At 71.5% G+C, this 13,500-nt stretch carries 10 protein-coding genes and 1 pseudogene; all 11 read right to left on the bottom strand.

The features are described from left to right. Positions 1-67: 67 nt before the first annotated feature. Positions 68-1,345 (bottom strand): thymidine phosphorylase, encoded by a 1,278-nt coding sequence (locus OG247_RS26650; protein WP_327254589.1) that lies wholly within the window; start codon positions 1,343-1,345, stop codon positions 68-70. A gap of 102 nt (positions 1,346-1,447) precedes the next feature. Beyond that, positions 1,448-1,840 (bottom strand): cytidine deaminase, encoded by a 393-nt coding sequence (locus tag OG247_RS26645; protein ID WP_243333749.1) that lies wholly within the window; start codon positions 1,838-1,840, stop codon positions 1,448-1,450. Continuing rightward, complete coding sequence (locus tag OG247_RS26640; protein ID WP_327254588.1) at positions 1,837-3,102, bottom strand: ABC transporter permease; 1,266 nt, start codon at positions 3,100-3,102, stop codon at positions 1,837-1,839. The genes OG247_RS26645 and OG247_RS26640 overlap by 4 nt, the downstream gene beginning before the upstream one ends. After that, the gene (locus OG247_RS26635; RefSeq protein ID WP_327254587.1) at positions 3,099-4,214 is read right to left on the bottom strand and encodes an ABC transporter permease; all 1,116 of its coding nucleotides are present in this window, start codon (positions 4,212-4,214) and stop codon (positions 3,099-3,101) included. Before OG247_RS26635 ends, OG247_RS26640 begins: the two co-directional genes overlap by 4 nt. Beyond that, entirely contained in the window at positions 4,211-5,875 is a 1,665-nt protein-coding gene (locus tag OG247_RS26630; protein WP_327257633.1) for an ABC transporter ATP-binding protein, read from the bottom strand. The genes OG247_RS26635 and OG247_RS26630 overlap by 4 nt, the downstream gene beginning before the upstream one ends. A 263-nt stretch (positions 5,876-6,138) precedes the next feature. After that, on the bottom strand, positions 6,139-7,203 hold the full coding sequence (locus OG247_RS26625) for a BMP family lipoprotein (RefSeq protein ID WP_327254586.1): 1,065 nt from the start codon (positions 7,201-7,203) through the stop codon (positions 6,139-6,141). A 218-nt stretch (positions 7,204-7,421) separates the two neighbouring features. Beyond that, positions 7,422-8,690, bottom strand: coding sequence for an amidohydrolase (locus tag OG247_RS26620; protein WP_327257632.1), 1,269 nt, complete (start codon positions 8,688-8,690; stop codon positions 7,422-7,424). 149 nt (positions 8,691-8,839) lie between these two features. Beyond that, the gene (locus OG247_RS26615; protein WP_327254585.1) at positions 8,840-10,012 is read right to left on the bottom strand and encodes a hypothetical protein; all 1,173 of its coding nucleotides are present in this window, start codon (positions 10,010-10,012) and stop codon (positions 8,840-8,842) included. Between the two features lie 124 nt (positions 10,013-10,136). Continuing rightward, positions 10,137-11,045, bottom strand: a complete 909-nt coding sequence (locus OG247_RS26610; RefSeq protein ID WP_327257631.1) for an N-acetylneuraminate synthase family protein — start codon at positions 11,043-11,045, stop codon at positions 10,137-10,139. A gap of 444 nt (positions 11,046-11,489) precedes the next feature. Next, positions 11,490-11,843 (bottom strand): annotated as a pseudogene (locus tag OG247_RS26605) (acylneuraminate cytidylyltransferase family protein); the annotation flags it as partial. 215 nt (positions 11,844-12,058) lie between these two features. After that, a complete protein-coding gene (locus tag OG247_RS26600; protein WP_327254584.1) occupies positions 12,059-13,489 on the bottom strand; it encodes a DUF6716 putative glycosyltransferase in 1,431 nt (476 codons plus the stop codon). Positions 13,490-13,500: the final 11 nt, after the last annotated feature.

The following is a 13,500-nucleotide window of genomic DNA, read 5'->3' as shown; positions in this document are numbered from 1 at the left end:
TCCCAGCATGCAGAACGGGACCGGTGGGCGTCCACCGATCCCGTTCAGCCGTACGAGTGAGTACAGGTCAGGCGATGCGGTCCAGCACGATCGGCGTGGCGGAGAAGGCCGTGCCGGGCGCCGCGATGTCGAAGGTTCCGTCCAGCGCCGCCAGGGCGTAGTCGAACTTCTCCGGGGTGTCCGTGTGCAGGGTCATCAGGGGCTGGCCCGCGACCACCGTGTCGCCCGGCTTCGCGTGCATCTCGATGCCCGCGCCCGCCTGGACCGGGTCCTCCTTGCGCGCGCGGCCGGCGCCCAGGCGCCAGGCGCCCACGCCCACCCCGTACGCGTCCAGCCGCGTCAGCACGCCCGAGGACGGGGCCGTGACCACGTGCTGCTCCCGCGCGACGGGCAGCGCCGCGTCCGGGTCGCCGCCCTGCGCGGCGATCATCCGGCGCCACACGTCCATCGCGGAGCCGTCGGCCAGCGCCTTCGCCGGGTCGGCGTCCTTGATGCCCGCGGCGTCCAGCATCTCCCGGGCCAGGGCCAGGGTCAGCTCGACCACGTCCGAGGGGCCGCCGCCCGCCAGGACCTCGACGGACTCGCGGATCTCCAGGGCGTTGCCGGCGGTCAGGCCGAGCGGGGTGGACATGTCGGTGAGCAGGGCGACCGTCTTGACGCCGCTGTCCGTGCCCAGGCCGACCATCGTGCGGGCGAGCTCGCGCGCGTCCTCGATGTTCTTCATGAAGGCGCCGGTGCCGACCTTCACGTCCAGGACCAGGGAGCCGGTGCCCTCCGCGATCTTCTTGGACATGATCGAGGAGGCGATCAGCGGGATCGCCTCGACGGTGCCCGTCACGTCGCGCAGCGCGTAGAGCTTCTTGTCGGCCGGGGCCAGGCCGTCGCCGGCCGCGCAGATGACGGCGCCGGTGGTGTCCAGGACGTGCAGCATCTCCTCGTTGGAGAGCAGGGCGCGCCAGCCGGGGATGGACTCCAGCTTGTCCAGGGTGCCGCCGGTGTGGCCGAGGCCGCGGCCCGAGAGCTGCGGTACGGCCGCGCCGCAGGCGGCGACGAGCGGGGCCAGCGGCAGGGTGATCTTGTCGCCGACGCCGCCGGTGGAGTGCTTGTCCGCGGTCGGGCGGGAGAGGGAGTCGAAGTTCATCCGCTCGCCGCTCGCGATCATCGCGGCGGTCCAGCGGGCGATCTCGGTCCGGTTCATGCCGTTGAGCAGGATGGCCATCGCCAGCGCCGACATCTGCTCGTCGGCGACCACGCCGCGCGTGTACGCGTCGATGACCCAGTCGATCTGCTCGGGGCTCAGTTCACCGCGGTCGCGCTTGGTGCGGATGACGGAGATGACGTCCATGGAAGTGCTTCCTTCTACGCGCATAGAGAGAGGAGAGGGGTTGGCGGGAGGGCCAAGGGCGACGGCCCCCCGCCCGGCAGGGGCGGAGGGCCGTCGGTACGGCTATCTCAGGTGGTCCGGCCCAAAGGCCTGCGGCAGCATCGCGGAGAGCGGCAGGACGCCTTCCGGCGTCTCCACCTGGAGCTCCGCCCCGCCGAACTCGAAGAGGAGCTGGCGGCAGCGACCGCAGGGGACGAGGATCTCGCCCTTGCCGTCCACGCACGTGAAGTGCGTCAGCCGGCCGCCGCCGGTGGCCTGGAGGGAGGAGACCAGCCCGCATTCGGCGCACAGGCCGAGCCCGTAGCTGGCGTTCTCGACGTTGCAGCCGACGACGGTGCGGCCGTCGTCGACCAGCGCCGCGACACCGACCGGGAAGCCCGAGTACGGGGCGTACGCCCGGGACATGGCCTCCCGGGCGGCCTCGCGCAGGGCCTCCCAGTCGGGAGCGGCCGTCACTTGCCCTGGCCCTTGCGGTACGGCATGCCGTCCGCCTTGGGCATCCGCAAGCGCTGCGCGGACAGCGCGAGCACCAGCAGCGTGGTCAGGTACGGGGCGGCGTCCACGAACTGGCTGGGCACCTGGTCCGTGAGCCCGTACCAGAGGAACAGCAGCACGGCGAAGACCGCCGAGATGCCGGCCGGGACGTAGCGCTTCTTGTAGAGCTGCCAGGCCACGACCAGGACGAGCAGGATCGCGATGAGCAGCAGCATCGCGTGGACGTTCTCGGCGCCGCCGCGCAGCTTGAGGCTGTCGGTGAAGCCGAACAGGCCGGCGCCCAGCGCCATGCCGCCCGGCATCCAGTTGCCGAAGATCATCGCGGCGAGGCCGATGTAGCCGCGGCCGCCGGTCTGGCCCTCCTGGTAGATCGGGCTGGCCACGATCGACAGGAACGCGCCGCCCAGGCCCGCGAGGGCGCCCGAGACGATCACGGCGATGTACTTGTACTTGTAGACGTTGACGCCGAGCGATTCGGCGGCGATGGGGTTCTCGCCGCAGGAGCGCAGCCGCAGGCCGAAGGTGGTGCGCCAGAGCACCCACCAGGTGCCGGGGATCAGCAGCAGCGCGACGACGGTCAGCAGCGACAGGCCGGTGACCAGACCGCCGACCACGCCCGCGACGTCGGAGACGAAGAACCAGTGCTTGCCCTGGAGGGTGGCCATCCAGTCCGACAACCCCGGCACGGTGATCTCGTAGATCGGCTCGACGCGCGGGGACTGCTTGGAGGAGCCGCCGGGCGCCTCGGCGAACGTGAAGTTCGACAGGTACTGGGTGAAGCCCAGCGCCAGGATGTTGATGGCCACACCGGAGACGATGTGGTTCACGTTGAAGGTGACCGTGATGATCGCGTGCAGCAGGCCGCCGATGGCGCCGCCGATCAGGCCGGCGATGACGCCGGTCCACGGGCCCCACTGGTAGCCGGCCCAGGCGCCGAACCAGGTGCCGAGGATCATCATGCCTTCGAGGCCGATGTTGACGACGCCCGCGCGCTCGGCCCACAGGCCGCCGAGTCCGGCGAGGCCGATCGGCACGGCGAGGGAGAGCGCTCCGGAGACCTGGCCGATGGAGGTCAGGTCGTTCGCGCCGCTGATCACGCGGACCAGCGAGACGAGAGCGAGGCCGCCCGCGACGATCAGCATGATCCACGGGAGGGTGAGCTTGGTGCGGCCGCCCGGCTTCTTGGGCGCGGCGCTGGTCGCGGAAACGGTGCTGGTGCTCACGCCGAGACCTCCTTCTCGGTCGTGATGGCGTGGCCTGCGGCCAGCTCCTCGCCGACCTTCTGCTGCTGGCGTCGGATCCCGTAGCGGCGGACGAGCTCGTAGGAGACGACGACCGCGATCACGATCAGCCCCTTCATGATCGTGCCGATCTCCTTCGCGAAGCCGGCCGTGTCGAGCGAGGCCGAGGACTTGTCGATGAAGGCCATCAGGAGCGCGGCGAAGAAGATGCCGACCGGGTGGTTGCGGCCGAGCAGCGCGATGGTGATGCCGGTGAAGCCGACACCGACCGGGAAGGACAGGCTGTAGGTGTGGCTCTCGCCCAGCAGCACCGGCATGCCGGCGAGGCCGGCGACGGCGCCGGAGATGAGCATCGAGGTGATGATCATCTTCTTGGCGTCCACGCCGGAGGCCTGCGCGGCGGACTCGCTGGCGCCGGTGGCGCGCAGGTCGAAGCCGAAGCGGGTGCGGCCCAGCACGAACCAGTAGACGATGCCCAGCGCGAAGGCGAGGAAGGTGAAGCCGTAGATCTCCAGGCCGTCACCGAGGGAGATCGCCGGGAACCAGCCGGACGCGGCGATGTCGCCGGTGGTCAGGTCGTTGGAGCCCGCGGGCTGGACGCCGAGGTTCTTCGGCAGGATCAGCCAGGCGATCAGGCTGGTGGCGATCGCGTTCAGCATGATCGTGGAGACGACCTCGCTGACTCCGCGCTTCGCCTTCAGGACGCCCGCGATGCCGGCCCAGAAGGCGCCGACCAGCATGGCGACGATCACGATCAGCAGGATGTGCAGCGGGCCGGGCAGCGAGACCGCCGCGCCGGCGACCGCCGACACCATCGCCGCGAGCCGGTACTGGCCGTCGACGCCGATGTTGAAGAGGTTCATCCGGAAGCCGATGGCCACGGCCAGGGCCGCCAGGTAGTAGGTACCGGCCTGGTTGACGATGAGGACCTGGACGTCCTCGTAGCTCGCGTTCTCCACCATGAGCCGCAGCGGTTCGATCGGGTCCACGCCCGTCGCCGCCAGCACGATCATGGTCAGCAGGAAGGCGGTGACCAGCGCGAGCGCGGGCCCGGCGAAGCCGAGGAGCAGCCGGTCCTTGTCGAGTTTCTTCATCGGGCCTCGTCCTCCGGGGAGTCGGTACGGGCATCCGTGCCGGCGTCGGAGCGGTTGTCGGTGGCTTCCGTGACCTCTGCGGCCTCGGCAGGAGCTTCGAGGTGCCCGGAGGCGGCGCCCGTCATGGCGGTGCCGAGTTCCTCGGGGGTCACGGTCGCGGGGTCGGCGTCGGCGACCAGGCGGCCGCGGTAGATGACGCGCAGGGTGTCGGACAGGCCGATGAGCTCGTCCAGGTCGGCGGAGATCAGCAGGACCGCCAGGCCCTCGCGGCGGGCCTCGCGGATCGCGTCCCAGATCTGCGCCTGCGCGCCGACGTCCACACCGCGGGTGGGGTGGGCGGCGATCAGGAACTTCGGGTTGTGGCTCATCTCGCGGCCGACGATCAGCTTCTGCTGGTTGCCGCCGGAGAGCGAGGCCGCGGTGACCTCGATGCCGGGCGTGCGGACGTCGTACTCGCGCACGATCCGCTCGGTGTCCTTGCGGGCGGCCTTCGGGTCGAGGATGCCGCGCTTGGAGTTGGGGGCTTCGGTGACGTGGCCGAGGATGCGGTTCTCCCAGAGGGAGGACTCCAGCAGCAGACCGTGCCGGTGGCGGTCCTCGGGGATGTAGCCGATGCCGCCCTCGCGGCGCTTGCGCACCGGGGACTTGGTGATGTCCTTGCCGTCGAGGGTGATGACGCCCGTGTCGGGGGTCATCATGCCCATGAGGGCCTCGATGAGCTCGGTCTGGCCGTTGCCCTCGACGCCCGCGATGCCGAGGATCTCGCCCTTGTGGATCGTGAAGCTGATCCCGTCGAGCAGCAGGCGCCCGGCGACCGGGGTCTCGCGCAGGTTGGCGTCCGGCAGGCCCGGCGTGCGCGCGGTGTCCTCCGTGACGACGGGCGCGCCGCCCTCGGCGACGGTCAGGCCCTTCACCTGGAGCATCGGGGTGGTGGTCACCGTGGACTCGCGGGTCTCCGGGGACGGCAGCTCGGAGCCGACCATCAGCTCGGCGAGCTGCTTGGTCGTGGTGGCCCGCGGGTCGGCGGTGCCGACCGTGGTGCCGCGCCGGATGACGGTGATGTCGTCGGCGACCTTCAGGACCTCGCCCAGCTTGTGCGAGATGAAGATGACGGTCAGGCCCTCGGACTTGAGCTCGCGCAGGTTGTCGAAGAGCGCGTCGACCTCCTGCGGCACGAGCACGGCCGTCGGCTCGTCGAGGATGAGGATCTTCGCGCCGCGGTAGAGGACCTTGAGGATCTCCACGCGCTGGCGGTCGGCGACACCGAGGTCCTCGACCAGGGCGTCGGGACGTACGCCGAGGCCGTACGCGTCCGAGATCTCCCTGATCTTCTTACGGGCCTTCGCGCCGATGCCGTAGAGCTTCTCGCCGCCGAGAACCACGTTCTCCAGGACGGTGAGGTTGTCGGCGAGCATGAAGTGCTGGTGCACCATGCCGATGCCGCGGGCGATGGCATCGCCGGGGCTGCTGAAGGAGACCTGCTCCCCGTCGATGGCGATGGTGCCCTCGTCCGGCTTCTGCATGCCGTAGAGGATCTTCATCAGCGTCGACTTGCCGGCGCCGTTCTCACCGACGAGGGCGTGGACCGTGCCCTTGCGGACGGTGATCGCGATGTCCTTGTTGGCGACGACGCCGGGGAAGCGCTTGGTGATGCCGTGCAGTTCTACGGCGGGGGGCGGGCTGGACGCGTTGATGACGCACTCTCCTTGGCGCGGAAGGAGCTGAAGGCAGGGAGGGGACAGGGCGGGGGGAGAAAGTATCGCGTCCACGATGCTTCTACGCGCGTAGCACTGTCGAAAGTGAAAACTTGCGGCCAACCGGACACAAGATCACATGAAACCACGTGACATGGGCCGGGGCCCGGGAGCGAAGAGACCGCTTCCCGGACCCCGGGTATCACGTGTACAGCGAGTCGGACCAGGCCTTACGGCGCGGTCTTGACCTGGATCTTCTTGGCGATGATGTCGGCCTTCGCCTTGTCGACCGCGGCGACGAGCTCCGTCATTTCCTTGTACTTCGGGTTGGAGTCGGCCAGGCCGACGCCGTCCTTGTCGAGGCCGTAGCGGACCTCACCGGACTCCGGCTTGCCGTCCTTGACCGACTTGATCAGGTTGTAGACGGAGTCGGAGACATCCTTGGTGACCGAGGTCAGGATGAAGTCCTTGTACTTCGACAGACCGGCCTGGTTGTACTGGTCCGAGTCGACACCGATGGACCACTTGCTCTTGGCCGAGGCGGCCTCGATGGCACCGGAGCCGGCCAGACCGGCGGCCGAGTAGATCACGTCGGCGCCCTTGTCGAGCTGACCCTCGGCCGCGGCCTTGCCCAGGTCGGGCTTGGCGAAACCGTCGAAGTTCGGCGGCTGCGTCAGGTACTGGACGAGCACCTTGGCGTTCGGGTTGGTGTCCTTGACGCCCTGCGCGAAGCCGGCCTCGAACTTCTTGATCAGCGGAACCTCGACACCGCCGATGAAGCCGACCGTGCCGGTCTTGGACGCCTTGGCGGCGGCGACGCCGGCCAGGTAGGAGCCCTGCTCCTCGTTGAAGACGAGGTTGGCGATGTTCTTCGCCTGCACCGAGGTGTCGTCGATGATGCCGAACGTGGTGTTCGGGAACTTCTCGGCGACCTTCTTGATGGCCGGCGCGTAGGCGAAGCCGACGCCGATGACCGGGTTGTTGCCCTTGCGGGCCAGCTCGGTGAGGCGCTGGACCTTGTCGGCCTCGCCCTCGCCGTCGGTGGGCTCCGCCTGGGCGCCCTTGATCTTGAGGTCCTTCTCGGCCTTGGCGAGGCCTTCGTAGGCCGCGTCGTTGAACGACTGGTCGCCGCGGCCACCGATGTCGTACGCGATGGCGGCGGCTCCCTCCGAGGAGGAGGAAGAGGAGGCGGACGAAGACGAGTCCGAGGACTTCTTACCGCCACAGGCGGTGGCCGAGAGGGCCAGCGCCGCGGACGCGATGCCCACGGTGGCGATCCTGGTGATCCGGCGCAAGGGGAGGCTCCTTCAAAACCTGACCGAAGCGCCACGACCGGCGCTGGTTTCGCCGCGATCGTAACGCGCGTAGATGTCAGTTAAAGGCCCGTTCATGAGTCGTTATCGGATCGTCGTGAACCAGACAGTGACCGATCAGTAACTGTTGACGCGTCCAACCCATGTGTACCAAGGGCTGGACGCGTCCGCCGGATCAATCTCCGATGTTGTAAGAACTCCTACCCCGCGGACCCCGCGAGCCTGGCGCGTCGCCCTTCGAGGGAGCGGCCGTCGAGCAGCGCCGCGGCCGTGAAGAACTCCACGCCGACCCCGATCGCGGCCTCGTCCACATCGAAATCGCCGCGGTGCAGATCCCGCTTCGCCGTGTCCCCGGGTGCCCGGACACCCAGGCGCGCCATGGCCCCGGGAACGTGCTCCAGGTACCAGGAGAAGTCCTCGCCGCCCAGGCTCTGCTCGGTGTCCTCGACCGAGTCGGCCCCGCGCCGGGCGCTCATCGCCTCGCGCAGCAGCTCGGTGACCATCGGGTCGTTGACGACCGGGGGCACTCCGCGCACGTAGGTGATCTCCGACTTGGCCCGGTGCATCGAGGCGATCTCGTCGATGACGGCGTGGATCTGGTCGGGGGCCTCGTGCCAGGAGGTCAGGTCCAGGCACCGAACGGTTCCGGACAGCTCCGCGTGCATCGGGATGACGTTGCAGGCGTGCCCGGCCTCGATCCGGCCCCAGGTGACGGACATGCCCGAGCGGGCGTCCATCCGCTTGGTCAGCAGGGCGGGCAGGTCGAGGGCGAGCCGGGCGGCCGCCGTCACCAGGTCGGTGGTCAAGTGCGGACGGGCGGTGTGCCCGCCGGGGCCTTCGAGGGTGACCTCCAGCCGGTCGCAGGCCGAGGTGATGGGCCCGGCGCGCAGGCCGATCCGGCCGGCGTCGACCCGGGGGTCGCAGTGCAGGGCGATGATCTTGCCCACGCCGTCCAGCACCCCGGAGTCGATGGCCTCGGTGGCGCCGCCGGGCAGCACCTCCTCGGCGGGCTGGAAGAGCAGCCGCACCGGACGGGGAAGCTCGCCGCGGCGGTCGAGCTCGGCGAGGACGAGGCCCGCGCCGAGCACCACGGCGGTGTGCACGTCGTGGCCGCAGGCGTGGGCGCGGTCCGGGACGGTCGAGCGGTACGAGACGTGCGTCTTGGCGTCCGGGATGGGCAGGGCGTCGATGTCCGCGCGCAGGGCCAGCATGGGACGTACGCCGTCCCAGGTGCCGACGTCACAGATGAGCCCGGTGCCCGACTTCAGCACCCTCGGGCGCAGGCCCGCTTTCTCCAGCCGGGCCTTGATCGCCGCCGTGGTGCGGAACTCCTGGTGTCCTAGCTCGGGATGCATGTGCAAGTCCCGGCGGAAGGCGATCAGTTCGGCACGCAGGTGGTCCGGAAGCTTGCCGGGCAGCTCGGGCCGGTCGGGCGTGCCGGGCAGGGCGGTCTGGGACTCGCGGGACATCAACTGGTTCACCCGTTTAAGGGTAGGCCCACCCATGGGTCAACTGGCTGGAGATCACAAAAAGTTCATGCCGTTAGGGGAAAGAAACCCGGCCTCTGGACGCATGACCGGATGTGGGCGCGGGTAAACTCGCGCGCTCACTCGTCCACTCATCCGGCCGCCGGAGCCGTCTGAGCAGGAAGTCTGTGCACATCACGGGCGGTTTCGGTGACTCCGGCGAGGAAACCGCGGGCCCGCTCCGAGGCCGACGCGGTGAGCCAGCTCGGATCCACTTCGCATACGGCCACGGTCACACCGGTGCCGGTCAGCGCGTAGGGCAGGGTGTGGACCACCGTGGAGGGAAAGCTGACGATCGTCCGGCCGACCGGGCCCCGCCGGGCGATCAGCTCCAGCGGCAGGTCGGGACGTACGATCTCCAGCCCGGTCGCCTCGCTCAGGGAGCGCAGCTTCTCCGGGGATTCCCGGCGGTGGGCGAAGTAGCGGGTGGCCCCGTGTTCCAGGGTCAGGGCGCGCACCGCCTCCAGGTAGCGGTCCGGGTCGACCACGCCGGTCTCCACCAGCGAGGTCCCGACCAGGTCGGTGCCCTTGGTCAGGAGGGGCGGGCCGAAGCGGGCCCGGGTCCACGCGAAGTCGTTGAGCCGTACGGTCATCCCGCCGTGCGCGGTGACCGGCATCGAGCTGAACACCTCGACGCGGCGGCCGCCGCCCCCGCCCGGGGTGAACCGCCGCCGGGCCGTCGCCGAGACCGGCGCGTACGCCAGCTCCCGCAGCCGGGCCGGGAGGCCTCCGCCGCCGACCCGGTGCCAGCGCACGAGGCGCTCGCCGCGGGCCGTCTGGGCGACGAACTCCATCGTCGCGGTGCCGTCGTCGACCACGACGAGCTCCTCGGCCCGGACGAGGGTGAGCAGGAGCTGCACGTAGCGGGAGAACGGATCCCCTATGACCACCCGCTCGGCCGCCCGCACCTCCCGCGCGAGCGCGGCGAAGGCCTTGAACGGTGCGAACCGCCCCCCGCGGGCCTCCTGCCACCGCACCTCGTGCCCCTCGTCCCGGGCCAGCCCCGCCATCCGGCGGAGCTGGCCCCGGGACATGGGGTCGGTGGGCGGGAGCACCACGATCCGCAGACCCGGGACAGCCGCCTCGGCCGGGGCCGCCGCCCCGGCCTGTCCGGGCTCGGTCCCGCCGCCGCGGGCCGGCTGGCGCGGGACGACTCCGAGAAGCCGGCCGGCGCCCCGGGCGTGCGCCCACTCCAGGACGTTGAGGAGCTGGACCGGGCTTTCGACGAAGGCCAGGGTCGGGGCGGGGGCTGAGGGGGTCACCATGTGCTCCTCGTCGGAGGGTGGAGGGGAACGGTGCGGCCGGCGGCACGCCGGACGGAGTCCGGCGCAGCGCGCCGAAACCCGGGAGGCCCGCCAGGGCCGAGCGGTGCGAGGGGTGCGTGAAGAATCAGACGGAGGCGAGCTCCCCCTGGACGCGGCGGAGCTTCTTCATCGGGCCGAGCTCGGACTCGTAGACCCGCTTCACCCCGTCGCCCAGCGCGGTCTCGATGGTGCGGATGTCGCGGACCAGGCGGGTCAGGCCGCCCGGCTCGACGGAGGCGGCCTGGTCGGAGCCCCACATCGCGCGGTCGAGGGTGATGTGGCGCTCGACGAAGGTGGCGCCGAGGGCGACGGCGGCCAGGGTGGTCTGCAGGCCCGTCTCGTGGCCGGAGTAGCCGATCGGGACGTTCGGGTACTCCTCCTGGAGGGTGTTGATCACCCGCAGGTTGAGCTCCTCGGCCTTGGCCGGGTACGTCGAAGTGGCGTGGCAGAGCAGGATGTTGTCGCTGCCGAGCACCTCCACCGCGTGCCGGATCTGCTTCGGGGTGGACATGCCGGTGGAGAGGACGACGGTGCGGCCGGTGGCGCGCAGGGCTCGCAGCAGCTCGTCGTCGGTCAGCGAGGCGGAGGCGACCTTGTGGGCGGGGACGTCGAACTTCTCGAGGAAGGCGACGGCCTCGGTGTCCCACGGGGAGGCGAACCAGTCGATGCCGCGCTTGGCGCAGTGCTCGTCGATGGCGCGGTACTCGTCCTCGCCGAACTCCACGCGGTGGCGGTAGTCGATGTAGGTCATCCGGCCCCAGGGGGTGTCGCGCTCGATGTCCCACTGGTCGCGGGGGGTGCAGATCTCGGGCGTGCGCTTCTGGAACTTCACGGCGTCGCAGCCGGCTTCGGCGGCGGCGTCGACGAGGGCGAGGGCGTTGCCGAGATCGCCGTTGTGGTTGATGCCGATCTCGCCGACGACGTAGACGGGGTGGCCGGGGCCGGCGATGCGGGAGCCGAAGGTTCGGAGGCGGGAGGTGGGGGTGACCGTCATGGCAGGGCTGTCCTTCGGAGCGTGGGGTGTACGGGGAGGTGCGGGCACGGATGCGAGCACCGGGGTGTGGAGCGAGGTGTGGACTGCGGTGGGGACTGCGGTGGAGAGGGGTGTGGGGGCCGGTGTGGCCACGGGAGTGAGTACGGGTACGAGGGCGCGGGCGCGGGCCAGGTCGTGGGGGTCGTCGATCTCCAGCACGCGTGCGGGGTCGGTGGCGACCGGGACGGTCCGCCCGAAGAAGCGGTGGCGGGCGGTCCGGAAGCCGGCGGCGTCCATGGCGTAGGCGGCGCCGGTCTCCAGGAGGTCCTGGGGGCGGTCCTGGCGGCGGGGGCGGTACGAGGTGTCGTGGTTGACCCCGGTCCCGGAGCCGTCGGGGGCCGCCCGCCAGAGGAAGCCGTGGAAGGGGGCCGCGGTGAGCGCGGAGTCGGCGGCGCCGGACGCGACGGCGGCGGCGACGGACTCCACGTCGGAGGCGGTGACGAAGGGGCTGGTGCACTGGACGAGGAGGACCACGTCGACGGTGACGGAGTGCAGTTCCTCGAAGGAGTCGAGCGCGTGCAGGACGGCGGCCTCGCTGGTGGCGGTGTCCCCGGAGATCCCGGCGGGCCGCCGCAGCACCACGGCCCCGGCTCCCCGGGCGGCGTCGCCGATGGCCTCGGAGTCGGTGGACACGAGGACGTCGGTGACGGTCGCGGCCCCCAGGCAGGCCCGCACGGCCCGGACCACGAGCGGCATCCCGCCGACGTCGGCCAGGTTCTTGCCGGGCACTCCCTTGGACCCGCCGCGCGCGGGGATCACGGCGAGCACCCTGGGCACGGCGCGGGCCTCGCGGAGGGATCCCGCGGTGGCCGGGGCGGGGACGGCGGCGGTCGCGGGGACGGCGGCGGTGACGGCGGCAGCGGCAGCGGCAGCGCTGTCAACGGCAGCGCTGTCAACGGCGGCGCTGTCGACGCCAGCGGTGTCGGCGGCGGCGCTGTCGACGGCGGGCGTTCCGGCTCCGGCCGGGCGGGGGCTCACAGCTCCCCCAGGCGGCGGATCACGGGCGCGACGCGCTGGACGCCGTGGCGGTAGGCGCCGCGGGCGGCTTCGCGCAGGTGGGCGCGGAGGCGGCGGCGCAGCCGGGACCCTCCGTCGTCGGTCCGGGCCGCACCGGGCAACGGGTGCCCGTCGGGGCCGAGATGGTGTCTGGACAGGATCCCGGGCAGGTATCCCGGCGCGGTGTCCTGCGTGTAGTAGGGCGCCACGGCCGGGAGCGGGCCCGCGCCCAGCAGCTCCGCGAGGCGTGCCCGCGCGGCGGTGTAGGGGTCGTGCCCACCGGCCTGTCCGGCCGGCCCGGCCCAGCCGCCCTCTCCGCCCTCTCCGGCCCCGTCGGCCCGCCCGGCCCCGTCGGCCGCCGGGGTGCCCACGCCCTGGGCCGCCAGCCAGTCCGGGTCGGCCTTCGGGAGCAGGCCCGCGTCGAGCTGGGTCCAGGAGGCCATGCAACCGGAGCCCAGGAAGTGGTGGTTCCCGAGGGTCTCGCGGACTCCGAGGTCGGTCAGGACGGCCGTCGGGATGCCCCGGTGGAGGGATTCCAGGGCCGCCGTGGAGGAGACGGTGACCAGCAGGTCCGTGGTGTCCAGGACCTCGCCCATGTTCCCGTACACCAGACGGCAGTTGGAGGGGAGGCCGCCGGGGATCCGCTCCGCGAGGCGCTGGTACGGGAGCTCCTCCAGGTGCGTGGTGTGCTCCCCCGGCCGGCTGCGGAGTTTGATCAGCACCTCGCGCCCGGGGTGCAGCCGGGCGTGTTCCGCGGCGCGGCGCAGCAGGTACGCGCGGTCCGCCCGGGTGTCCGGCACGGACGGCTGGACCGCGAAGACCACCCGGTGGACGGTGGCGCCCACCGGCTCGTAGGGCTTCACGCCGACCGGCGCGAGGAAGGGCAGCGCGGTCTCCACGACGGCGCCGGCTTCGGCGCCGACCCCCTCGTAGACCGCGCGGAACCGTCCGGCGTCGTGGCGGGAGTTGGCGAGCACCAGGTCGGCGCCGTGGCGCAGCAGCAGGCCGTCGGCGAGCTTCTCGTAGACGACTCCGACGTAGCCGGTGACGAACGCCGGCCGCGCGGCCGGCTCCGGCCACAGGGCCCGGGCCCCGTGCAGGACGGCCTGGACGGCGCCGCCGACCAGGGCGAGGACGACGACGTCGTAGGGGTCGCGGGACTCCCGCTCCGCCGCGAGGAGTTCGGCGAGGAACTGCGCGCAGGTGACTTCGGCGAGCCGGTCCGCCGTGACCCCGACTTCGCCGAGCTGGCGCGCGGTGGGCGTGGCCCGGCCGCGGAGCAGGTACCCGGTCAGGTGGACGGAGTCCGGCTCCGGGGCGAGACGGCGCGCGGTGAGCGCTCCCCATTTCCAGCGGGTGTCGGAATCGGCGAGTACGGCCACACGGAGGGCGCGGTTGCTTGCTGGCACCCGGCAGAAGT

The organism is Streptomyces sp. NBC_01244 (genome assembly GCF_035987325.1).
GTDB lineage: Bacteria > Actinomycetota > Actinomycetes > Streptomycetales > Streptomycetaceae > Streptomyces.
The sequence above is the reverse complement of the archived record's forward strand: the minus strand, read 5'-3'. Positions and strand labels throughout refer to the sequence as shown.